Annotated in this window: 23 protein-coding genes; 15 read left to right on the top strand and 8 right to left on the bottom strand. The window is 72.3% G+C overall.

Going from position 1 to position 22,414, the window contains the following annotated elements; all coding sequences use genetic code 11:
- Positions 1 to 4: 4 nt before the first annotated feature.
- From ACFVN5_RS12215 to ACFVN5_RS12205, 3 genes are all read left to right on the top strand, one after another.
- The gene (locus ACFVN5_RS12215; RefSeq protein WP_376955440.1) at positions 5 to 817 is read left to right on the top strand and encodes a CDP-alcohol phosphatidyltransferase family protein; all 813 of its coding nucleotides are present in this window, start codon (positions 5 to 7) and stop codon (positions 815 to 817) included.
- Between the two features lie 142 nt (positions 818 to 959).
- Entirely contained in the window at positions 960 to 1,805 is an 846-nt protein-coding gene (locus ACFVN5_RS12210; protein WP_376955645.1) for a glycosyltransferase family 2 protein, read from the top strand.
- Between the two features lie 70 nt (positions 1,806 to 1,875).
- Positions 1,876 to 3,168, top strand: coding sequence for a CDP-glycerol glycerophosphotransferase family protein (locus ACFVN5_RS12205; protein ID WP_376955439.1), 1,293 nt, complete (start codon positions 1,876 to 1,878; stop codon positions 3,166 to 3,168).
- A 24-nt stretch (positions 3,169 to 3,192) separates the two neighbouring features.
- Here ACFVN5_RS12205 and ACFVN5_RS12200 read toward each other — a convergent pair whose 3' ends face one another.
- The 4 genes from ACFVN5_RS12200 to ACFVN5_RS12185 all read right to left on the bottom strand — a co-directional run bounded on the left by ACFVN5_RS12200 (position 3,193) and on the right by ACFVN5_RS12185 (position 6,642).
- On the bottom strand, positions 3,193 to 4,275 hold the full coding sequence (locus ACFVN5_RS12200) for a hypothetical protein (protein ID WP_376955437.1): 1,083 nt from the start codon (positions 4,273 to 4,275) through the stop codon (positions 3,193 to 3,195).
- A 121-nt stretch (positions 4,276 to 4,396) separates the two neighbouring features.
- On the bottom strand, positions 4,397 to 4,984 hold the full coding sequence (locus tag ACFVN5_RS12195; RefSeq protein WP_376955436.1) for a VOC family protein: 588 nt from the start codon (positions 4,982 to 4,984) through the stop codon (positions 4,397 to 4,399).
- A 66-nt stretch (positions 4,985 to 5,050) separates the two neighbouring features.
- Complete coding sequence (locus tag ACFVN5_RS12190) at positions 5,051 to 5,824, bottom strand: ABC transporter ATP-binding protein (RefSeq protein ID WP_376955435.1); 774 nt, start codon at positions 5,822 to 5,824, stop codon at positions 5,051 to 5,053.
- Positions 5,824 to 6,642, bottom strand: a complete 819-nt coding sequence (locus ACFVN5_RS12185; RefSeq protein ID WP_376955434.1) for an ABC transporter permease — start codon at positions 6,640 to 6,642, stop codon at positions 5,824 to 5,826. The genes ACFVN5_RS12190 and ACFVN5_RS12185 overlap by 1 nt, the downstream gene beginning before the upstream one ends.
- A 101-nt stretch (positions 6,643 to 6,743) precedes the next feature.
- Between ACFVN5_RS12185 and ACFVN5_RS12180 the strand changes: the two genes are divergently transcribed.
- On the top strand, positions 6,744 to 7,304 hold the full coding sequence (locus ACFVN5_RS12180; RefSeq protein WP_376955432.1) for an ECF transporter S component: 561 nt from the start codon (positions 6,744 to 6,746) through the stop codon (positions 7,302 to 7,304).
- A 121-nt stretch (positions 7,305 to 7,425) separates the two neighbouring features.
- Here the strand turns inward: ACFVN5_RS12180 and ACFVN5_RS12175 are convergent, their stop codons facing one another.
- Both ACFVN5_RS12175 and ACFVN5_RS12170 read right to left on the bottom strand, forming a co-directional pair.
- Positions 7,426 to 8,115 (bottom strand): NTP transferase domain-containing protein, encoded by a 690-nt coding sequence (locus ACFVN5_RS12175; protein ID WP_376955430.1) that lies wholly within the window; start codon positions 8,113 to 8,115, stop codon positions 7,426 to 7,428.
- 280 nt (positions 8,116 to 8,395) lie between these two features.
- Positions 8,396 to 8,935 (bottom strand): hypothetical protein, encoded by a 540-nt coding sequence (locus ACFVN5_RS12170; RefSeq protein WP_376955429.1) that lies wholly within the window; start codon positions 8,933 to 8,935, stop codon positions 8,396 to 8,398.
- A 61-nt stretch (positions 8,936 to 8,996) separates the two neighbouring features.
- Between ACFVN5_RS12170 and ACFVN5_RS12165 the strand changes: the two genes are divergently transcribed.
- The 3 genes from ACFVN5_RS12165 (at position 8,997) to ACFVN5_RS12155 (ending at position 12,817) form a co-directional block, all read left to right on the top strand.
- Complete coding sequence (locus ACFVN5_RS12165) at positions 8,997 to 10,745, top strand: ATP-binding cassette domain-containing protein (RefSeq protein WP_376955427.1); 1,749 nt, start codon at positions 8,997 to 8,999, stop codon at positions 10,743 to 10,745.
- An 81-nt stretch (positions 10,746 to 10,826) separates the two neighbouring features.
- Positions 10,827 to 12,455, top strand: a complete 1,629-nt coding sequence (locus ACFVN5_RS12160) for a hypothetical protein (protein WP_376955426.1) — start codon at positions 10,827 to 10,829, stop codon at positions 12,453 to 12,455.
- 74 nt (positions 12,456 to 12,529) lie between these two features.
- Positions 12,530 to 12,817, top strand: a complete 288-nt coding sequence (locus tag ACFVN5_RS12155) for a DUF3039 domain-containing protein (RefSeq protein WP_376955424.1) — start codon at positions 12,530 to 12,532, stop codon at positions 12,815 to 12,817.
- A gap of 21 nt (positions 12,818 to 12,838) precedes the next feature.
- Here ACFVN5_RS12155 and ACFVN5_RS12150 read toward each other — a convergent pair whose 3' ends face one another.
- Together ACFVN5_RS12150 and ACFVN5_RS12145 are read right to left on the bottom strand one after the other, a co-directional pair.
- The gene (locus ACFVN5_RS12150) at positions 12,839 to 14,158 is read right to left on the bottom strand and encodes a nicotinate phosphoribosyltransferase (RefSeq protein WP_376955422.1); all 1,320 of its coding nucleotides are present in this window, start codon (positions 14,156 to 14,158) and stop codon (positions 12,839 to 12,841) included.
- Positions 14,155 to 15,066, bottom strand: a complete 912-nt coding sequence (locus tag ACFVN5_RS12145) for a DMT family transporter (protein WP_376955421.1) — start codon at positions 15,064 to 15,066, stop codon at positions 14,155 to 14,157. The genes ACFVN5_RS12150 and ACFVN5_RS12145 overlap by 4 nt, the downstream gene beginning before the upstream one ends.
- 68 nt (positions 15,067 to 15,134) lie before the next feature.
- Here ACFVN5_RS12145 and ACFVN5_RS12140 point away from each other — a divergent pair, with 68 nt between their 5' ends.
- From ACFVN5_RS12140 to ACFVN5_RS12105, 8 genes are all read left to right on the top strand, one after another.
- Complete coding sequence (locus ACFVN5_RS12140; RefSeq protein WP_376955420.1) at positions 15,135 to 16,061, top strand: LysR family transcriptional regulator; 927 nt, start codon at positions 15,135 to 15,137, stop codon at positions 16,059 to 16,061.
- A gap of 11 nt (positions 16,062 to 16,072) precedes the next feature.
- Positions 16,073 to 16,906, top strand: coding sequence for a glutamate racemase (gene murI, locus ACFVN5_RS12135; protein WP_376955419.1), 834 nt, complete (start codon positions 16,073 to 16,075; stop codon positions 16,904 to 16,906).
- A 64-nt stretch (positions 16,907 to 16,970) separates the two neighbouring features.
- Positions 16,971 to 17,762, top strand: coding sequence for a ribonuclease PH (gene rph / locus ACFVN5_RS12130; protein WP_376955418.1), 792 nt, complete (start codon positions 16,971 to 16,973; stop codon positions 17,760 to 17,762).
- On the top strand, positions 17,759 to 18,382 hold the full coding sequence (gene rdgB, locus ACFVN5_RS12125; RefSeq protein WP_376955416.1) for an RdgB/HAM1 family non-canonical purine NTP pyrophosphatase: 624 nt from the start codon (positions 17,759 to 17,761) through the stop codon (positions 18,380 to 18,382). The genes rph and rdgB overlap by 4 nt, the downstream gene beginning before the upstream one ends.
- 158 nt (positions 18,383 to 18,540) lie before the next feature.
- On the top strand, positions 18,541 to 19,458 hold the full coding sequence (locus ACFVN5_RS12120; RefSeq protein ID WP_376955415.1) for an ABC transporter ATP-binding protein: 918 nt from the start codon (positions 18,541 to 18,543) through the stop codon (positions 19,456 to 19,458).
- 32 nt (positions 19,459 to 19,490) lie between these two features.
- Positions 19,491 to 20,309, top strand: coding sequence for a hypothetical protein (locus ACFVN5_RS12115; protein ID WP_376955414.1), 819 nt, complete (start codon positions 19,491 to 19,493; stop codon positions 20,307 to 20,309).
- On the top strand, positions 20,309 to 21,625 hold the full coding sequence (locus ACFVN5_RS12110; protein ID WP_376955412.1) for a sensor histidine kinase: 1,317 nt from the start codon (positions 20,309 to 20,311) through the stop codon (positions 21,623 to 21,625). Before ACFVN5_RS12115 ends, ACFVN5_RS12110 begins: the two co-directional genes overlap by 1 nt.
- Complete coding sequence (locus ACFVN5_RS12105) at positions 21,618 to 22,358, top strand: response regulator (protein ID WP_376955411.1); 741 nt, start codon at positions 21,618 to 21,620, stop codon at positions 22,356 to 22,358. The genes ACFVN5_RS12110 and ACFVN5_RS12105 overlap by 8 nt, the downstream gene beginning before the upstream one ends.
- The last annotated feature ends 56 nt before the right edge of the window (positions 22,359 to 22,414 follow it).

Raw genomic sequence — 22,414 nt, 5'->3', positions numbered from 1 at the left:
GCGGATGTCACAAGCCGGTCCGGCCCAGGCCAGGCCCACGAGCATCGCCGAGCTCCGCGCCGTCACCCAGCCCCCCGAGGTCCGCGGTCGACGCAACGCCGAGCACTGGACGGCGTCGCTCTACCTCCGCCGCTTCTCGCCGTACCTCACGTGGTTCCTGCTGAAGACCCCGATCTCCGCGAACGGCGTCACGGGCCTCATGATCCTCGTCGGCTGGTCGACCGCGGCGGCCCTGCTCATCCCCGGGATCTGGGGCGCGCTGCTCGCGGTCGTGCTCGGCCAGCTGCAGATGCTCGTGGACTGCTGCGACGGCGAGGTCGCCCGCTGGCGTCGCACGTCGTCGCCCGCCGGCGTGTTCCTCGACAAGGTCGGCCACTACACGACCGAGGCGCTCATCCCGCTCGCGCTCGGCATCCGCGCCGCGGCGTACCCGCTCGAGTTCCCGGCCGACTTCCTCTGGACGACGGTCGGCGCCCTGCTCGCGCTCGTCATCGTGCTCAACAAGGCGCTCAACGACATGGTGCACGTCGCCCGCGCGAACGCCGGCTTGGCGAAGCTCGCCGACACGCACGGCGAGACCGCGCCGCGCGGCGGCCTCATCGCGAAGCTGCGCAAGGCGGCTCGGTTCCTGCCGTTCCATCGCCTCTACCACTCGGTCGAGCTGACGCTCATCGCGCTCGCCGCGGCCATCGTGGGCCTGTTCGCCGGGCAGCCGCTCGTGGATCGCATCGTCGTCGTGGTGCTGCTGCCGCTCGCGGCGCTCTCGCTGCTGGGGCACTTCGTCGCGATCATGGCCTCCCGCCGTGTCCGGTCCTGACCGTTCGTTCCCTGAGCCGGTCGAAGGGCCCGCTTCGACGGGCTCAGCGAGCGGCTCGGTCCCTGAGCCCGTCGAAGGGCCTGCTTCGACGGGCTCAGCGGGCGGAGCCGGGCGGCCGCGGGTCGGCGTCGTGGTGCTCACCATGGGCAAGCGGCCCGACGACCTCGCGCGCGGCATCCGGAGCGTGCTCGAGCAGCAGGACGTCGACGTCGACGTCGTATGCGTCGGCAACGGGTGGAACCCCGCGACCGCCGAGCCCCCGCTGCCGAGCGCGGTGAAGACGCTGCACCTGCCCGAGAACCTCGGCATCCCGGCCGGTCGCAACCGCGGCGTGCCCGAGGTGACGGGCGACGTGCTGTTCTTCCTCGACGACGACGCGTTCCTGCCGAGCCCGCGGTTCCTGGCCGACGGATGCCGCGAGCTCTCCGCCCGGCCCGAGCTCGGCCTCATCCAGCCCCGCGTCGTCGACCCCACCGGCGAGGTCTCCCCGCGACGCTGGATCCCGCGCATCCGCAAGGGCGACCCGGCGCACTCGAGCAACGTGTTCTCGTGCTGGGAGGGCGCCGTGCTGATGCCGCGCGCCGTGTTCGACGCCACCGGCGGCTGGGCGGATCCGTTCTTCTACGCGCACGAGGGCATCGAGTTGGCGTGGCGGGTGTGGGACACGGGTCACGTGGCCTGGTACGCCGGCGACCTCGAGGCGGGGCATCCGGTCATCGACCCCGCTCGGCACGCGTACTACTACCGGCTCAACGCGCGGAACCGCGTCTGGCTCGCCCGGCGCAACCTGCCGCTCGTGCTCGTGCCGCTCTACGTCGGCTCGTGGACCGCGATCCAGGTGCTGCGCTGGTTCCGCAACCCGTCGGCGCTCACGGCGTGGTTCGGCGGCTGGCGCGCGGGCTGGCGCGAGCATCCGGGGGAGCGGCGTCCGATGCGGTGGCGCACGGTGTGGCGGATGACGCTCGCGGGCCGGCCCCCGATCGTCTGACCCCGATCGTCCGACACCGGTCGCCCGACCCGGGCCCCGGGGCATCCGCGCCTTCGGTACCCTAGTGCGAGTGGGATTGCGGAGAGATGCACAGCGCGCCGTCAAGCTGGCCAAGGACATCATGTGGTCGCGGCGGGCGCAGCGTGAGCTGCTGAGGAAGCTGCGCGACCTCCCCGCGCTCGAACCGCACCACTACCGCGTCGGCGTGTACTTCGCCGATGGCCGGGTCAACCTCTACCAGTTGCGGCAGTGGTACAAGCCGCTGCTCGAGCTCTCGAAGACGCATCCGGTGCTCATCCTGAGCCGCGCCTCCGGGTCGGCGCTCGAGCTGCTCGAGGAGTCGCCCCTGCCCGTGGCGTACGTGCGTCGTGTCGTCGACCTCGAGCAGGTCATCCACGACCAGGACCTCCACGTCGTGTTCTACGTGAACCAGAACGCGAAGAACTTCCAGATGATGCGCTACGGGCGCCGCTGGCACGTGTTCATCAACCACGGCGAGTCCGACAAGATGTACATGACCACGAACCAGTTCAAGGCCTACGACTACGCCCTCATCGCGGGCGACGCGGCCCGGGCGCGGCTCGAGAAGGTGCTCTGGGACTACGACTTCGACAAGCGTGCGATCCCGATCGGGCGCCCGCAGGCCGACCACTACCTCGACGGCACGCCCCTGCCGTACACGCCCGACGATCGCGAGGTCGTGCTCTACGCACCCACGTGGGAGGGCGATCGCGGTGCCGCGGCGTACGGCTCGATCGCGTCGCACGGCGTCGCGCTCGTGAACGCGCTGCTCGCCACCGGACGGCACCGGGTGATCTACCGGCCGCACCCGCGATCGGGCGTCGTCGACCCCGACTACCGCGCAGCGAACCGCGAGATCATCGAGGCGATCGCCGCTGCCAACGCCGCCGATTCCTCGGCGCAGCACGTGTACGACGACGGCCCGTCGCTCGGCTGGCAGCTCGCGGCGGCGGATGTCGCGATCGTCGACATCTCGGCGATGGTCTACGATCGGCTCGCCGCGGGCAGGCCGCTGCTCATCACGCGTCCGGCCAACCCCGAGGCGCAGATCGACACGGGCGGCTACCTGCAGGCGTGCGAGTGGCTCGACGCCGGCGACGGGGCCAGCATGCTCGCGCGCGTCGACGAGGTCGCGCACGACGCCGAGGCGCTCGAACGGCTCGGTGTCTGGGTCGAGCGGTACTTCGGGGACACGACCCCCGGCGTCACGACGGCGCGATTCCACGACGCCGTCGACCACCTCATGGCCGAGTGGGCGCGCTTCGCCGCGCTGCACGCGGACGACGAGGAGGTCGACGAGTTCGAGGAGGACGACGAGGACGAGGCGGAGGCGCTGGCGTAGGCTCCGCGGGCTCGCGTACGGCGCTCAGCCGGCGCGCTGGGCCTGGGTGTCGTCGTCGCCGCGCTCGTCGACGGGCGGCGTGATGTCCGACGGCGTCTGAGGCTGCGCCCCCGCGACGTCGCTCGTCTCCTCGGCCTCGCCCGCTTCGAGCGCGTCGTGGCCCTTCCTCCGGCGGGTGATGCCGCGGCCGACCCTGCTGGCGGCTCCGCGGATGCCGCGTCCGGTCGTCGCCGCGAGCTCGCCGACGGCCACGCCGGCCCGGGTGATCCGGGAACCCGTCACGCGGATGAACCCGTCGCCCTCGCGCGGCTCGAGCTCCGCGGGCAGGACCGCGGGCGCCCCGCCGAACGCGAGCCGGGACTGCTGCAGCACCTTGCGGCCGAGCAGGTGGTTGCCCGTGCCGCCGATCGCGGCGCCGATGCCGAACGGGATCGCCTTGCCGATGATGCCCGCACCGCCGCGCACGGCGAACTGCTTGACGAACACTCGTCGCAGCTGGTCGACCATGGTGCCCATGAGCGCCTTCGGCATGCTGTTCGTGATGAGCTCGCCCCAGAACACGTTGCGGGCGGGTCCGCCGCCGGTCGCCTGCCCGGCGAACTGGCGCACGAGGTCGACGCCCTCGCGGCCGAGCATGAGGGTCATCACGAGCGCTCGTGCGCGCTCGGGGTTGTCCACGGGGATGCCGTGCACCTCGGCGACCGATTGCGCGAACAGGGCGGTCGCCTCGAGGAACCCGGCCGTCTCCACGCCGGACAGCGCGAGCGTGATGCCCGTGCTGATGCCGGGGATCACGGCGGTGGCGCCGACGGCGGCGCCGCCCGTGGTCACGGCGGCCAGGTAGCGCCGCTCGAGGATCCGCACGAGCTGGTCGGGCGTCGCGTTCGGCGCGCGTCGACGGATGCCGCGCAGGTGCGCCAGCACGATCGGACGCTGGATCGACAGCACCGCGTCGATGCCGCGCTCCATGCCCTGGGCGCGTCCGGTGTCGGCCGGGCGGTCGCCGGCTCCGCGGGTCGTCCCCGCCTGGCCCGGATCGGGCTGCCATGCCGCCGACCCGTCGGCGGGCGCACCCGGCTCGCCCTCGTGCGGTCCGGAGGGCCCCATCGAGGTGATCCTGTGCACCCGTTCGGCCATGCCGAGCATCTTAGAGCGCCCACCCGAGCGAACCCCCGATCATCGCTCGGGCTGGCCACGCGCGGGCGCGATGCGGTATGCGCCGCTCGGCTCAGCGCGGCAGCGGGTTCGGGCCCGTCGCCGTGACGAGCCGCTGGGGGACCCAGCCCTCGACGTGGTGGATGCCGTCGAACGTCCCGCCCTGCAGCTCGATCACCTCGCGCAGCGGGCGGCGGTGGAACTTCACGTGCGTGAAGTCCTCGAAGAGGACGTAGTACGGCTCGTTCCACCGATTCTGGAACTGCTGGCCGGTGAGCACCTCCCGATGCTCGCGGGAGAACGCGTCGACGTCCTCGCCGACGGCCACGCCGAAGTGCTCCATGCCCATCTTGTAGACGCGCTGGTGCACGGGCGGGATGAGCTCGATGAGCGGGATCTGCTTGCCGTCGAGGACCTCGAGCGGCTCGGCCAGCAGGAGCATGGACATCGGGCGGCCGTTCCAGACGCCCTCCACGTTGGCGGTCGAGTGGCGCTCGAGCAGGGTCCGCAGGTGCAGGTACTGGTCCCACTCCGGCACGCGGACGGCGAGGTGGCCCAGCTCGTAGGGCGCGATGTCGATGCCCCGGGCGAGCAGTCGATCGCGCTGCTGCGCCGTGAACGCCCGGTAGTCCCCGATGATGTCGCCGACCGGATCGGCCATCGCCGACCTCCCCTCAGCCGCCATGGTACGCCCGGGCATCCGACGTCGTCGTCGGGGGAACGAGGCCTAGGTCGTGCCGTGCTCGGCGTTGTAGCGCTCGAGCACGTCGTCGATGGGCCCGTCGAGCACGAGCGCACCCTTGTCGAGGTAGAGGCCCCGCGTGCAGAACCGCCGCAGGTCGCGTTCGTTGTGCGACACGAAGAAGAGCGTCCGGCCGCCGGCCAGGAGCTCCTCGATGCGCTTGTAGCACTTCTCGCGGAAGGCCTTGTCGCCGACCGCGAGCACCTCGTCGACGAGGATGATCGGCTCCTCGAGCTGCGAGATCACGGCGAACGCGATGCGCACCTTCATGCCGCTGGACAGGTGCTTGTAGGGCGTGTCGAGGAAGTCCGCGATGTCGGCGAACCCGATGATCCCGTCGAACTTCGCATCGATCTGCGAACGCGTCATGCCGTGCAGCCCGGCCGTCAGGTAGACGTTGTCGCGCACGGTCAGGTCGTCGACGAACCCGCCGGTGATCTCGATGAGCGGGGCGACGCCGCCCGTGACCACGACGCGGCCCTCGTCGGGCATCATGACGCCGGCCACGAGCTTCAGGAGCGTCGACTTGCCCTGGCCGTTGCGCCCGACCACGCCGATCGCCTCGCCGGGCCGCACTTCGATCGTGAGGTTCCGGAGCGCCCAGAACTCGCCGGGCCGCGTGCGGCGGCGGCGTCCGGCCAGCAGGTCCTTGAACGACCGGCGGCCGCGCCGGTTCCGGCGGAAGCGGATGCCGAGCCCCTCGGCCCGGATCGCGTACGTCTCCGTCGCCGCGAGGGCGGCGGCTGCGGCATCCGTCATCAGATCTCCTTCAGCACCTGGCGCACGCTGCCGCGGAAGACGAGGAGTCCGATGCCGAGCAGGGCGAGCGACATCAGGGCCGAGATCACGACGTTGAACCAGTCGAGCTCCTGCGGGAAGAAGCCGGCGCGGTAGAGGCCGAAGATGCCGGAGAGGGGGTTGAACGCGGCCCAGACGTGGAGCTGCTCGGGCAGGTTCTCGACGCCGTAGATGATCGGCGACGCGTAGAAGAGGAAGCGCAGGACGAGCTTCACCGCGCGCTCGAGGTCGCGGAAGAACACGACGAGCGGCGCGACGATGAGCGCGACCCCGCACGTGAGGATGGCCTGGAGCAGGATCGCGAGCGGGAAGAACACGAGCTCCCACCCCACCTTCGCCCCGGGCGAGAAGATCACGAAGAGGGCGAGCACCGGCAGCGAGAGCAGGAACTCGATGCCCTTCGAGAGCACGATGCGATTCACCCAGATCGTGCGCGGGATCATCGTCGACCGCACGAGCTTCGCGTCCTTCAGGAAGGCCCGGGTCGAGTCGGAGATCGCCCCGTTGAACCACATCCAGGGGAGCAGCGCCGCGAGCAGGAACACGATGTACGGCTCGGTGCCGACGGGCCGGTGGAACACCTGCGTGAACACGAACCAGTAGATGCCGGCCATGACGAGCGGGTCGAGGATCGACCAGAAGTAGCCCAGCGCCGACGTGGAGTAGCGCACCTTCAGGTCGCGCGTCGTGAGGAGCCAGAGGGAGTGTCGGTAGCGGATCCACGGCGTCCGCTGGAGCGGATGCGTGTCTCCAGCACTCCCGACGGATACCGCGCTCATCACGATCTCATCGTAGATGCCATGCGGCGGTAGGTTTGAAAGCAGGCGGGCGGCGCGTGCTGCGCCCCGTCGTGTGGCCGCGCCCGGTCGGAAGGAGTGTCGTGCACCGCACCAGCACCCGTGTGCTCCTCAGCTGCGCCGCGATCGGCGTCGCCGGGGGACTCGTGGCCGGGGCATCCGGATACCTCGCCGCGGCGTTCGCGGCGTTCATCCCCGTGCTCTACGGGCTCACGATCGGCACGCACTTCCTCCCGAGCGCCGTCGCCCTCGCGCTGCTGCGCCGTCCGGGCGTCGCCGTGCTGGCCGGCTTCATCGCGGGGCTCGTCGGCGCCGTGTTCGCGCCGCTCTGGATCTGGCGCTTCGTCGGCACCGGCCTGCTCGTCGGCGCCCTGCTCGAGCTGCCGTTCCTCGTCACCCGGTACCGCAACTGGAGTCCGTGGCTCTACTACCTCGCCGCCGGCTTCGCGGGCGTGGCGCTCGCCGTCGGCACGTTCGTCGTGCTCGGCGCCGAGCACTACGCGCCGTGGGCCTGGGTGCTCTACCTCGCGCTGTTCGTCGCGAGCCCGGTCTTCTTCACGTGGCTCGGCCGCGTCATCGCCGCACGGCTGGCGAAGGCGGGCGTCGCCCGGCAGTCGGTGGGCGACACGCAGAACGCCGCCTGAGACGCGAAGAGCGGATGCCGCGGAGCGTCCGCTCGCTCGCTCGCCACGCGCTTGCCCTGAGCCTGAGACGCGAAGAGCGGATGCCGTCGGGCATCCGCTCTCCACTGCTGTGGTGCTGCGATCACACGAAGTGGTTCGCACGCTCCAGGTCTTCGGCGAAGTCGATCTCGACCGCGTAGAGGTCGGAGATGTCCATCGGCTCGACGAGCATGCCCTGCTTCTCGATGGCGAGCTCGATGCCGCGCTCGAAGTAGTCCTGGTCGCCCACGCGCTGCAGGAACGCGAGGAGCGCGGCCTTGTCGCGGCTCGACACGTAGTTGATGCCGACGGCCTCGCCGAGACCGCCCCTGACGGTCTTCGAGAGCTCCTTGATGTAGCCCTCGGCGGTGGTCGTGTACTTGACCTCCTCGTCGGACACCTTCGCGGTGTTGACCGTCACGAACGACTGGTCGCGCTCGATGAGCGGCAGGGCGCGGTCGAGGATGCGCGGGTCGAACACGACGTCGCCGTTCATCCAGAGCACCCCGCCCGCCTGCGATGCCGCGAGGGCGCGCATGAGGCTCTTCGAGGTGTTCGTCTGGTCGTACTCCTCGTTGTAGACGAAGGACGCCTGCGGGAACGCCTCGATGATGTGCTCGAGCTTGTAGCCGACGACGATCGTCACGTTCGGGTCCTTGCCGAAGGCGTGCTCGATGTTGTCGAACTGCTGGCGCATGATGGTGCGGCCGTCGCTGAGCTCGGTGAGCGGTTTGGGGAGGGATCGTCCGAGCCGGCTCCCCATGCCGGCTGCCAGAATCACGATCTGGGTCACTGCATCTCCTTATGGTGGACGGATGCCGCGGGCGATCGGCCCCTCGCCGATTCTTCACCCGTCGTTCATCCGGAAGTTCACATGTGGACACGCCGTTATGCCGATATACAGGGTACCGGGCGGCCCCTTCGCGGAACGAGCCGAGCCCGACGTCGTAGTGCGATCGTGATGCGACGCTCAGGAAACCCACAGGTTCCCCCGCGCGTCGCATGACGGCCCGACTGGGTTACGCGGGTCGCGGTTGGTAGGTTGTCTGGGTGACTTCCGTTTCGCGCTCCGATCACGACGACGAAGCTCCCGAAGGCACCGGCACGGGGGTGTCCGCCGAGGGGGGACCGTCCAGCGCGCCGCGCACCCCGCGCGCGGCGGCGAAGCGCACGACGCGCTCCACGGCCTCGAAGTCGGGCGCCGCAGCCGCCTCGCGCACCGCCCGGTCCTCGGCCGCGAAGGGAGCGGCGTCGAAGACCGCAGCATCGCGCGCCGCCGCCTCCGAGGGTGCGCCCACGCGGCGCACGAGCTCGCGACCCGATGACACGTCGGGCGAGACCACGAGCACGACCGCCCGCACGGCGTCCACCGCCAAGAACGCCGCGGCGAAGTCGGCGGCGACCAAGACGGCCGCGTCCAAGACAGCCACGGCGAAGTCGGCTGCAGCCAAGCCGGCCACGTCGAAGACCACCGCCGCGACGGCCGCGTCGTCGCCCGAGGCCGACGAGACGACTCGGAAGGCACCCGCCGCTGTCACCGAGCAGTCCGCGTCGGGCGCATCGGATGCCGCGACGGATGCTGCCACGGCCGCGACCCCGGGTTCGAAGCGCACCACGGCATCGCGTTCCGCCTCCTCGAAGGCGGCGTCCGCCCGCGGCGAGGCCACAAAGTCCGTGCGTGCCGCGCGGGCCTCGGCCGCGTCCACGTCCTCCCAGCGCAGCCAGGCGGCCGCGGCCGCCAGCACGAAGCGCCAGACCCAGCGCGTCGCGGCGTCGCTGACCACCGAGACCACCGCCGCCGAGCGCGCGACCCGCAAGCCCGGTGCCGCGAAGGCGGTGCCGCCAACGGCCGACGCGGCGACGCCCGAGAGCACCGTCGACGAGACGACGCGCGAGCGTCCGATCGCCCGGAGCGCCGCGGCCCGCACCGCTGCGGCCGTCGCCGCCGCGGCGATCGCCGACGACGCGATCGCCGAGCCGGCGCCGACCGCGCCGCGTGCTCCCGAGCCGGCATCGAACCCGGCCGCCGCGACCGGTGCCGCACCGAGGCCGGTGGAGGAGGCGACCGCCGAGGCGCCGGCCGCGTTGGTGGCCGAGCCCGAACTCGAGGCCGACCCCGTCGTCGACGCCGACCCGGTCGTCGAGGTGGACCCGGTCGTCGAGGCGGACCCCGTCGTCCAGGCCGACTCGGTCGTCGAGGCGGACCCCGTGCCCGAGGCCGCCACCGACACCGCGGTCGCCGACGAGGTCGCCGCGGATCCGGTCGTCGCGAATCCGGTCGTCGCGGATCCGGTCGCCGAGGACGCACCCGTCACCCAGGACGCGACGCTCGCCGAGCTCGTTCCCACCGAGCCCGAGCCCACCGAGCCCGAGGCCCACACCGAGACGGCCGCCATCCAGACCGAGGTCGTCGAGCCCGACCCGGAGACCGGGACCGGGACCGGGAACGCCGCCGCCGCGGCATCCGCTGCCACGCTCACGCTCGACGAGGTGCTCGCCGACGCGGCCGTCGTCGAGGTCGCGGGAGCGGAGCTCGACGGCGACGAGGTGTCCGCCGATGCGACGGGCGAGCAGGCCGTGGCCGTGATCGCGGCGCCGCGCAAGCCCGCGCCGCGGAAGAAGCGCACGCTCCGCGTGGCGCGCGTCGCGCCGCCGGCGGACGCACCGCGCGTGCTCGAGATCCAGGGACTCATCAAGCGCTTCGGCGACACCACCGCGGTCGACGGCATCTCGCTCGACGTGCGCACGGGGTCGTTCTATGGCATCGTCGGCCCGAACGGCGCCGGCAAGACCACGACGCTGTCGATGGTGACGGGCCTGCTGCGGCCCGACGCGGGAACCGTACGGATCCACGGGGTCGACGCGTGGGGCGACCCGCGCGCGGCCAAGCGCCTGACGGGTGCGCTGCCCGACCGGCTCCGCCTCTTCGACCGCCTCACGGGCGCGCAGCTCCTGTACTACTCGGGCGCACTGCGCGGGCTCGACGACCGCACGGTGCGCGATCGCAGCGCCGACCTCATCGCCGCGTTCGGCCTCGAGGACGCCGTCGACCGCCTCGTCGCCGACTACTCCGCCGGCATGACGAAGAAGGTCGCGCTCGCGTGTGCGATGATCCACGCGCCGAGGCTGCTCGTGCTCGACGAGCCGTTCGAGTCGGTCGACCCGGTGTCGGCCGCGAACCTCACCGACATCCTCGAGCGCTTCGTCGAGGGGGGCGGCACGGTGCTGCTGTCGAGTCACGGCATGGACCTCATCGAGCGCGTGTGCGACTCCGCGGCGATCATCGTCGGCGGTCGGGTGCTCGCATCCGGCACGCTCGACGAGGTGCGCGCCGGGCAGACCCTCGAGGACCGCTTCGTCGAGCTCGCCGGCGGGCGCAAGGCTGCCGAGGGCATGGAGTGGCTGCACAGCTTCTCCGAGTGAGCGCAGCCACGGACGGCCACTGAACGTGAGACGACCACTGAACGTGAGAGGGAACGCGGGGTGTTCGCGGGGATGACGCAGGTGACGACGACCGAACGGCCCGCTGCTGCGGTGAAGCAGGTGAGGCAGCGGGGGCTGACCGCGCAGTTCCTGCGACTGAAGCTGCGGCTGCTGGGCAACATCTTCCGGCGCAGCCCCTGGCAGGTCGTGGGCATCTCGCTCGGACTCGTGTACGGCGTCGGCCTCGCCACGATCCTCTTCTTCACGCTCGTCGGCCTGCGCTTCGTCGACGACGTCGAGGTGATCCGCGACGTGTTCACGATCGTGGGCGCCGCCGTGGTCGTCGGGTTCGTGATCTTCCCGCTCGCGTTCGGCGTCGACGACACCATGGATCCACGCCGCTTCGCGCTCTTCGGACTGCCCGACCGCACGCTCGCACTCGGCCTCGCGCTCGCCGCCTTCATCGGCATCCCCGCCTTCGTGCTCGCGATCGTGCTCGCCGGCACGGTGGTGACCTGGTCGCGGGGCGTCGGCGAGACGCTCTTCGCCCTGCTCGCCGCACTGCTCGCGCTCGGCACGTGCATCCTGATCGCGCGCGTCACGACCGGCGTGGCATCCGTGCTGCTCGCGACCCGGCGCGCCCGCGAGGTGAGCGGCGTGCTCGGCGTGCTGCTCGTGGTGCTGCTCTCGCCGGTCATCGTCGTGCTCGTCACGCTGGACTGGGCGAACTCGGGGCTGCGCGTGCTCGAGTCGTTCGCGGCCGTCGTGGGCTGGACCCCGCTCGGCGCGGCCTTCGCGGCGCCCGGGGACGCCGCCGCCGGCGACTGGGGTCCCGCGATCCTGAAGTTCCTCATCGCCGCCGCGACGCTCGGCGCGATCTGGCTCGCGTGGCAGGCGCTCGTCGCGAAGATGCTGGTCACGCCCGGCCGCGAGGCATCCGCCCGCAGCTACCGCGGCCTCGGCTGGTTCGACCGGGTGCCGCACACGGCCACCGGCGCCGTCGCCGCGCGAAGCCTCACGTACTGGTTCCGCGACGCACGCTACTGGGTGTCGTTCATCATGGTGCCGATCGTGCCGCTCCTCGTGATCGTGCCGCTCGGCGTCGCCGGCATCCCGCTGCAGTACACGGCACTCATCCCGGTGCCGCTCATGTGCCTGCTGCTCGGCTGGTCGCTGCACAACGACACCGCCTTCGACAGCACGGCCGTGTGGCTGCACACCGTCTCGGGCGTGCGCGGCGCGGCCGACCGGGCCGGGCGGCTCGTGCCCGTGCTCATCGCCGGCGTGATCGTGATCGGGCTCGGCGGGGCGGTCACGGTGTTCGTGCTCGACGACTGGCGGCTGCTTCCGGCGCTCGTCGGCGTGAGCGCGGCCCTGCTCCTCGGCGGACTCGGCGTGAGCTCCATCATCTCGGCCCGGTTCCCGTATCCCGCGGTGAAGCCCGGCGACAGCCCGTTCCAGCAGCCCCAGTCGACCGGGGCCGTCACCGCGCTCGTGCAGTCGTTCACGATGCTCGGCTCGCTGCTCATCGCCGCGCCGGCGGTCGCGTTCGCCGCGCTCGGGCTGCTCGACGACCCCTCGTGGTACATGGCCTCGTTCGCGGCGGGCCTCGGCCTCGGCGTCGTCGTGCTCGCGGCCGGCATCGCCCTCGGCGGGCGCGTGTTCGACCGCCGCGGTCCCGAGATCCTCGCGGCCGCGCTGCGCGCGTAGCAGGCGGGCGGATGCCGCGAGCCGGTCATCCGCGACCGGCCGACCCCGGGGCATCCCCGCGTAGAATCGAGCGCATGATCGATCCCGTACGCGCGAGCATCGCCGACCCCGACGCACCCGGCGGAGGCACCGACGTGCTCGACCGGGAGCTCGAGAAGCTCCTCGAGGAGGAGTCGCTCGACCCGGGCGATCACGATCGCTTCGCGCACTACGTGAAGAAGGAGCAGATCCTCGAGTCGGCCGTCACGGGCAAGCCCGTCAAGGCGCTGTGCGGCAAGAAGTGGACGCCCGGACGCGACCCCGACAAGTTCCCGGTCTGCCCGACGTGCAAGGAGATCTACGAGCGTTTGCGCTCCGAATAGGGTGCAGCCGGCGTCGGCTGCCTAGCGGTACGTCGTCGGGATCACCGGCTCGCCGCGCCCGAGGCGGAACGCCTCGATCGGCAGCTCCTGCATGACCTCGGCGCGGTGCGCCCGCGCCGCGCGCAAGCCCTCGGGACCCAGGAAGGCGGGGTCCGCGACGCCGTCCTGCACCAGGTGCACCATGAGCGGGCGCAGCTCGCTGCCGGGCTCGAACTCGGCCTCGCCCTCGGGGCCATCGCCGACGAACACGAGCTCCTCGCGCGCCGTGCGGGTCGAGTCGAGCCGTCGTGCGGCGTTCTTGCGTCCGCCGACGCTCGCTTTGTGGGTGGAGGCCTTCGCGACCGCGACCCATTCGCCGGCGTCGTCGCGGCGGGCCACGAGCTTGTAGACCATGCCCGCGGCCGGGGAGCCCGAGCCGGTCACGACCGCCGTGCCGACGCCGTAGGAGTCGACGGGCGCGGCCGACAGCCCGGCGATCGTGAACTCGTCGAGGTCGCTCGTGACGGTGATGCGCGTGTTCACGGCGCCCAGCGCGTCGAGCTGTTCTCGCACGGCGGCGACCACCGTCGGCAGGTCGCCCGAGTCGATGCGCACCGCGCCGAGCTCGGGGCCGGCGACCTCCACGGCGAGCTCGACGCCGCGCGTGATGTCGTACGTGTCGATGAGCAGCGTGGTCTTGGGTCCGAACGCCTCGACCTGGGCGCGGAACGCGGCCTCCTCGCTGTCGTGCAGAAGCGTGAACGCGTGCGCGGCGGTGCCCATGGTCGGGATGCCCCAGGTGCGGCCGGCCTCGAGGTTCGACGTCGCGTCGAATCCTGAGATGTAGGCCGCCCTGGCCGCGGCGACCGCCGCGACCTCGCTCGTGCGACGAGATCCCATCTCGGCGATCGGACGTCCGAGCGCGACCGAGACCATGCGCGCAGCCGCGCTCGCGACGGAGGAGTCGTAGTTCAGGGTGGAGAGCACGACCGTCTCGAGCATGACGGCCTCGGCGAAGCTCGCCTGGATGGTGAGCAGCGGCGAACCGGGGAAGTACGCCTCGCCCTCGCGGTAGCCCCAGACGTCGCCGCGGAAGCGGTAGTCGGCGAGCCAGTCGAGCGTCTCGGGCCGCACGACCTGGTTCTCGCCGAGCCATTCGAGTTCGGCGTCCTCGAACCGGAACCGCTCGATGAGCTCGAGCAGCCGTCCGGTGCCGGCGACGACCCCGTAGCGGCGTCCGTCGGGCAGGCGCCGGGCGAACGCCTCGAACAGGCTCTCGCGGTGGGCGGTGCCGTCGCGCAGCGCGGCATCCACCATCGTGAGCTCGTAACGGTCGGTGAAGAGCGCAGCTGACCCGGTCACACGGTCAGCCTAGTGGTCACCCTCCGGTTGCCCGACGCGCGCGTGCGAGCCACGCGCGGCTTCCGTGTCGCCCGGTTCGGACGGCTCACGGCGATGACGTTTCCGAGCGAGATGAGGCCGAGTCCGACGAGCTGCCACGCGCCGAGGGCCTGCCCCAGCAGCACGAACCCGGCGAGCGCCGCGGCGGCCGGCTGCACGCTCTGCAGCACGCTGAAGAGCTGCTGCGGCAGGCGCCGGAGCACGAGCAGGTCGATCGAGTAGGGGAGCGCCGATGACAGGACGCCGATCGCCAGGCCGATGAGCAGCACGTGCGCGAGCTCCTCTGGGGCGAGGCCGGCGAGCGCCATGACGAGCAGCGGCGACGTGATGACGGCGGCGAGGAGGCTCGCGAGCGCGGTGCCCTGCACGCCGGGAAGGGTCTGGCCCGCACGCCGGCTGAGCACGATGTAGGCCGCCCACGAGGCCGCCGCGACGAGGGCGAACAGCACGCCGACGAGGTCGATGCCGGGCACGGTGCCGGTGAGCAGCACCACGCCGAGGCCCGCCATGACGCCGCACACGAGGTCGACGCGACGGCGAGAGCCGACGAGTGCGAGGGCGAGGGGGCCGAGGAACTCGAGCGTGACCGCGAGTCCGAGGCCGATGCGATCCACCGCGCCGTAGAGGGCCAGGTTCATGGTCACCAGGACGAGCCCGAGCAGCAGCGCCGGACGGACCGCCCGCCAGCTCAGGTCGCGCAGGCGGGGGCGCGCGACGGCGAGCAGCGCGACCGCGGCGACGGACTGCCGGAGCGCCACCACCCCGCTCGGTCCCACGAACGGGAAGATGGTGGCGCCCAGTGCCGCGCCGAGCTGCACCGATGCGGCGCCGCCGACGACGGCCGCTGCGGCGATGGGCACTCGTGACATGTCCTCGACGGTACGCCGGGATTCGTGCGAAGAGAAATGCAATCGGCGATGATTGATACGCTGAGTGCATGGACATCGAGGTTCGCCAACTCCGGGTGCTCGTCGCCGTCGACGAGGAGCGCTCGTTCACGGCGGCGGCCGACCGGCTCCGGATGTCGCAGGCCGCCGTTTCGCGGTCATTGGCGGCGCTCGAGCACGACCTCGGTGCGCGGCTCATGCACCGCACCACCCGGCGCGTGGAGCCCACCGAGGCCGGTGCGTCGTTCGCGGCCACAGCACGACGCGTGCTCGCCGAGCTCGATCGCGCCGTCGCCGAGGCGCGGGGCGAGCGCTCGGTGATCCGCGTCGGCTACCAGTGGGCCGCCCTGGGGGCGCATACCACTCCCGTGCTGCGGGCCTGGAACCGCTCGCACGCCGACGCCCCCATGCGGCTCGTGCGACTCAACCGCCGCGACGGCGGACTCGGCGACGGGCTCGTCGACGTCGCCGTGCTCCGCCACGGCGTCGACCCCGAGCTGGACTCCGAGCTCGTGGGCACCGAGCGGCGCGTCGTCGCCCTGCCGTTCGACCATCCGCTCGCCGAGCGCGCGTCGGTCGGCCTCGCCGACCTCGTGCCGTTCCTCGTCGCGGGCGACCGGAACACCGGCACGACGTCGACCGAGCTCTGGACGTCGGTCGGACTCCCCGCCCCGTCGATGACGCAGACGGGCGATGTCGAGGAGTGGCTCGACCTCATCGCGGCGGGCGACGCGATCGGCGTCACGGCGGAGGGCACCGTGCACCACTACCCGCGCCCGGGCGTCGTGTTCGTGCCGATCGACGACGCGCCGCCGATCGAGGTGCACCTGGCGTGGCACCGGCGGCACCGGCATCCGTTCGCCTCGCGCGTGGCCCGCGCCATTCGAACCGCCTACGAGGAGGAGGCGCTCGCCACGCTCCGGGGGGCTCGGGAAACCGGCGGCACCCCGGCCGACGCGACCTCGGCGCTCGCCTAAGCTTGGATGTCGTGACGGACGCACCGATCGGCATCTTCGACTCCGGTGTCGGCGGCCTCACGGTCGCCCGTGCCGTGAAGGACCAGTTGCCGAACGAGTCGATCCTCTACATCGGCGACCTCGAGCACTCGCCCTACGGCCCGAAGAAGATCGCCGACGTGCGCGGCTACGCGCTCGCGGTGCTCGACGACCTCGTGCTGCAGGGCGTGAAGATGCTCGTGATCGCCTGCAACACCGCCTCGTCGGCGATGCTCAGGGACGCGCGCGAGCGCTACGACGTGCCGGTGGTCGAGGTGATCCAGCCGGCCGTGCGCCGCGCCGTCGCCACCACGCGCAACGGCCGCGTCGGCGTGATCGGCACCGTGGGCACCGTGCAGTCGCGCGCATACGACGACGCCTTCGCGGCCGCGCCGCACCTCGAGCTGTTCTCGCAGGCGTGCCCGCGCTTCGTGGAGTTCGTCGAGGCGGGCATCACCAGCGGGCCCGAGCTGCTGTCGGTCGCCGAGGAGTACCTCGCGCCACTGCGGGAGGCGGACGTCGACACGCTCGTGCTCGGCTGCACGCACTACCCGTTCCTCAAGGGCGCGATCTCGTACGTCATGGGGGAGCAGGTGGCGCTCGTGTCGAGCGACGTCGAGACCGCCAACGACGTGTACCGGGTACTCGTCTCCAACGGCATGGAGCGCACGTCGCCGATGCCGCCCAGCTATCGCTACGAGGCCACGGGGGAGTCGACGAGCGCCTTCCTCGACCTCGCCCACCGCCTCATCGCCCCCGAGATCCCGAGCGTCGAGCTCGTGCAGACGGGCGTGATCACCCTTCCCCAGCAGCCGTCGAGCCGTTGAGCGACGCCGTTCCACCCCGCAGTCCGACCCCCCACTTCGACCCCCCACTTCGACAGGAGAACGCATGACCGAGGCATCCGACCCGAGCACGACGAGCGGCACGGCGAACGTGGTGCGGGCCGACGGCCGCGCCCCCGACGAGCTGCGCCCCGTGACCATCGAGCGCGGCTGGAGCACCCACGCCGAGGGCAGCGCACTCATCTCGTTCGGCGGCACGAAGGTGCTGTGCACGGCGTCGTTCACGAACGGCGTGCCGCGCTGGATGACCGGCAAGGGCCGCGGCTGGGTCACCGCCGAGTACGCGATGCTGCCCCGCTCGACGAACACCCGAAACGACCGCGAATCCGTCAAGGGCCGCATCGGCGGCCGCACGCACGAGATCAGCCGCCTCATCGGACGCAGCCTGCGCGCCGTCGTCGACACCAAGGGCCTCGGCGAGAACACCATCCAGCTCGACTGCGACGTGCTGCAGGCCGACGGCGGCACGCGCACCGCCGCGATCACGGGCGCCTACATCGCGCTCGCCGACGCCATCGAATGGGCGCGCGAGCGGAAGTTCATCGGCCAGCGCGCGAAGCCGCTCATCGACACCGTGTCGGCGGTCTCCGTCGGCATCATCGACGGCACGCCGATGCTCGACCTCGCGTACGTCGAGGACGTGCGCGCCGAGACCGACATGAACGTCGTCGCCACCGGACGCGGCCTCTTCGTCGAGGTGCAGGGCACCGCAGAGGGCGCGCCGTTCGACCGCCGCGAGCTCGACTCGCTGCTCGACCTCGCGCTGGCGGGCACCACGGAGCTCACCCGCCTGCAGCAGGCGGCGCTCGCGGCATCCGTCGAGCAGGCCGGCGCATGAGCCTCGAGTTCGTGCTCGCGAGCCACAACGCGAAGAAGGTGCGCGAGTTCCAGCGCATCATCGGCGAGCGGATGCCGCAGGCCGTCGTGCACGAGTACGACGGTCCCGAGCCCGTGGAGGACGGCGTCACCTTCGCCGAGAACGCCCTCATCAAGGCGCGCCGTGCGGCGGAGCACACTGGACGCATCGCGCTCGCCGACGACTCGGGCATCGTGGTCGACGTGCTCGGCGCCGCGCCCGGCATCCTCTCCGCGCGCTGGGCGGGGCATACGGCCGGGGACGAGGCGAACGTGCGCCTGCTGCTCGACCAGGTCTCGGACATCTCCCGCCCGCACCGCGGCGCGGAGTTCCGCTGCACGATCGCGCTCGTGGTGCCGCCGACGCTGCTCGACGGCGGTCACGAGTACGTCGCCGAGGGCCACTGGCGCGGCACGCTCGCGTACGAGCCGCGCGGATCGAACGGCTTCGGCTACGACCCGATCTTCGAGCCCGAGGGTCTCGAGGTGACGGCGGCCGAGCTGCGGCCCGAGGAGAAGGACGCGCAGAGCCACCGCGCCCGCGCGTTCGCCGAGCTACTCCCCGAACTCGAGCGGATCGCGGCGCTGCTGCCCGCCGGCTGAGCGGGCTCGCCCGGCGGGACTCGTCCCGCGGTACCACGGTGCCACCCCACGTCGGCACCGTGGTCTGACGACGTCGGATCCGCCGCTCCGTAGCTTCGATCGTGCACTCCCGCCGGGACCTCCGGCGGGGCGTCAGATCGAAGGGAACGTCGATCATCATGATCGAAGTCGAACACCTCACCAAGCGCTTCGGCGCCACCACCGCCGTCGACGACCTCTCGTTCACCGTGCGCCCCGGCACCGTCACGGGCTTCCTGGGCCCGAACGGCGCCGGCAAGTCCACGGCGATGAAGGCCGTCGCCGGCCTCGTGCGACCGACCTCGGGCACGACCCGCGTGAACGGGCGCCCGATCGCCCAGCACACCGCGCCGCTCACCGAGATCGGAACGCTGCTCGGCACCGCGGCGCACCCTGGACGCACGGCGCGGAACCACCTGCGCGCGCTCGCCACGACGCACGGCCTCGGGCGGGCCCGCGTCGAGGAGGTGCTGCGACTCACGGGCATGGAGGCGGTCGCGAACCGACGCGTCGGCACGTACTCCATGGGCATGTCCCAGCGCCTCGGCCTCGCGGCCGCCCTGCTCGGCGACCCGCACACGATCATGCTCGACGAGCCGATCAACGGGCTCGACCCCGACGGCATCGTCTGGGTGCGCCACTTCCTGCGCGGCCTCGCCGCCGAGGGCCGGACGGTGTTCCTCTCGTCGCACCTCATGAGCGAGATGGCGCAGACCGCCGACCACCTCGTCGTGATCGGCCGCGGCCGGCTCATCGCCGAGGCGCCGATCGCGCAGCTGCTCGACGGCGCCGGCGAGACCCGCGTCGTCGTGCGGACCCCCGACGCCGACCGCCTGGTGCCGGTCCTCGTCGGGCCGGGGGTCACCGTCACGAGCGTCGCCGCAGGCGAGCTGGAGGTCACGGGCCTCGATGCCGCGCGGATCGCCGCGATCGCGCGCGACCACGACGTGCTGCTGCACGAACTCTCGACCCGGACGGCCTCGCTCGAGGAGGCCTACCTCTCACTGACCGACGCCGCACTGGACTACCAGGCCGCGCCGGCGACCGCGGCGCGATGAACGCCGCAACGGAACCGAAGGAGCAACATCCCATGTCCGCAACCACCACAGCTCCGCGCGTGACGTTCCCCCGGCTCGTCGGCGCCGAATGGCTGAAGGCGCGCACCGTTCGGGCCACCTTCTGGACGATCGGCGCGACCGTCGCCGTCACGGTCCTGTTCGCGGCCGGCATCCTGCAGCTCGTGCTGCTCGCGCCCCCCGCCGACGTGCCCGATGCCGGGGCCGTCGTCACCGACAACTACGGCGCCGTGCCCACCCTCGGCGTGCTCGGGCTGTCGTTCATGTTCTCGTACGCGCTCGTCGCCGTGCTCGGCGTGCTGCTCGTGAGCCCCGAGCGGTCGTCTGGCCTGCTGGGCGCCACGCTCGTGGCTGCGCCTCGTCGCACGCCCGTGTTCGTCGCGAAGCTCCTGGTGTCCGCGTTGCTGGGCGTGGCCGTCGCGCTCGTCGTGGGCATCGCGTCGGCGCTGCTCGTGCAGCCGTCGCTCGCCGGCCTCGGACTGGCCTCGTCACCGTTCGGGGCCGACGCCCTGCAGGTGCTCGCCGGCGGCGCCGTGTTCCTCGGGCTCGTCGCGGCGATGTCGACCGCCATCGCCTCGCTGTTCCGGGGCACCGCGGCCGCGATGGGTGCCGTGCTCGGGCTGCTGCTGCTCGCGCCGGCGCTGCTCCCGATCATCCCGGGGATCGGCGCGCACCTGGCCGGAATGCTGCCGAGCGGCGCCGGTATGATGCTGTTCCAATCCGCAGCCCAGGTCGGCTGGCAGCCGATCGCCACCGGAGGACTCGTCCTCCTCGGCTGGACGGTCGTCGCAGCGGTGCTGGGCGGCGTGCTCTTCAAGAGACGAGACGTGTGATGGCCGAGCGGGGACCCACCACCGCCGGGGCGGACACCCCCGACCGGGGCGGGCCCCCGCGCGCGGATGCGGCCGCGGCGGGCCAGCCGATCGGCCGCTTCCTGCGTGCGCGGCCGTGGCTCATCGACGCGGCCGTCTCGCTCGTCTTCACGGCGATCGTCGTCGCGACGCTCGCTTCGGAGGTGCTCACGGGCCAAGCCACGGTCACGGTGTGGGACGTGCTGACGATCGCCGGCACCGCCGTCGCCCTGCTCTTCCGTCGCCGGGCGCCGCTCACGGTGCTCGTCGTGGTGCTGCTGCTCACGACGGTCATCACGTTCTCGGCGCAGTCGAACCTGCTCCTCGCGGTGCCGCTCGCGCTCTACGCGGTCGCCGCCTTCCGCTCGCCGACGATCGGTTGGATCGCGGGTGCGGGCGCCTTCCTCGTCACGGTCGTGAGCCTGTTCGCCTGGCTGCCCGCCCTCTCGGCGCAGATCGGGGAGCCGGGCACCTTCGACATCCCGGTCGTGCTCCTCACCATCGCGATGGCCGACACCGTGGGCGTGCTGCTCGGCGCGAACACGTGGCAGCGCGCGCTGCGCGTGCAGGTGCTCACCGAGCAGGCCGAGCAGCTCGCGCGCGAACGCGACGCGCAGGCGCGCATCGCGACGCTCGCCGAGCGCAGCCGCATCGCCGGCGAGATGCACGACATCGTCGCGCACAGCCTGTCGGTCATGATCTCGCTGGCCGACGGTGCCGACGCAGCACTCGAACGCGATCCGGCGACCGCACGCCGTGCGCTGGCCCAGCTCGCCGAGACCGGGCGCTCGGCCCTGCAGGACATGCGCCGCACCCTGTCGGTCCTCGGCGAGTCGACGGATGCCGCAGCCGCCCGCGAGCCCGCGCCGGGCCACGACGACCTCGCCGACCTCGTCGAGCGCTTCCGCACGGCCGGGCTCCCGGTGCGATTCTCGGTGCGCGGCGCGCCGATCGCGAACGCCGCCTTCGAGCTGGCCGTCTACCGCGTCGTGCAGGAGGGGCTGACCAATGCGCTGCGCTACGCGCCAGACGCCGAGCATGTCGCCGTCGCCGTGGAGTACGGCCCGCCGACCACGACCGTCACGGTGACGGACGACGGCCGCGGCGGGCCAGCGGGCGAGTCCGCCGGGTCGGGCCGCGGCCTCATCGGCATGGCCGAGCGCGCGGCGGTCTTCGGCGGCACGGTCGACGCGGGCGCCCTCGCGACCGGCGGTTGGCAGGTCCGGGTCGTGCTCCCGCACCCCGACGGCGGTCCGGCCGCCGAGGACGGGGCCGGGAGGGGAGACGGCGATGGCTGACGAGGCGCCCGGTCGCGGCATCCGGCTGCTGCTCGTCGACGACCAGCCGCTCATCCGGCTCGGGTTCCGCATGGTGCTCGAGGGCGAGGCCGACCTGGTGGTCGTCGGGGAGGCCGACGACGGCGCGGCCGCCATCGCGCGCACCGGCGAGCTCGCGCCCGACGTCGTGGTCATGGACGTGCGGATGCCCGGCATGGACGGGATCGCCGCGACCGAGCGAATCGTCGCGACCTCGCCGGGAACGCGGGTGCTCATCGTCACGACGTTCGACCTCGACGAGTACGCGTTCGCGGGACTCCGCGCGGGCGCGAGCGGCTTCCTCCTGAAGAACGCGCCGCCTGCCGAGCTCGTGCACGCCATCCGCACGGTCGCCGCCGGCGACGCGATCGTCGAGCCGCGCGTCACACGGCGACTCCTCGACCTCTTCGGCGCGCAGCTCCCCGCCGACGGCGCGGTCGCTCCCGCCGAACCCGTGGCGGTCCGCGATCCGCTCGACGACCCCCGGCTCGCGTCGCTCACCGAGCGCGAGGCCGAGGTGTTCACGGCCATCGCCCGCGGCATGAGCAACGCGGAGATCTCGTCGGCGTTCTACCTGTCGGAGTCGACGGTGAAGACGCACGTCGGCCGCGTCCTCATGAAGCTCGGACTCCGCGATCGCATCCACGCCGTCGTCCTGGGCTACGAGACCGGCGTCGTGCGTCCGGGTGCCGCCGACGGGCCCGCGCCCGCCTGAGAACGCGTCTCATTCCCATCACGGGCCGGTCGCGGCATCCGCGCCTACGCTGGAGG

Origin of the sequence: Agromyces sp. NPDC057865 (assembly GCF_042796995.1) — a bacterium.
In the GTDB taxonomy this organism is placed as follows: Bacteria; Actinomycetota; Actinomycetes; order Actinomycetales; family Microbacteriaceae; genus Agromyces.
This window is presented reverse-complemented; position numbering and strand designations above follow the sequence as displayed.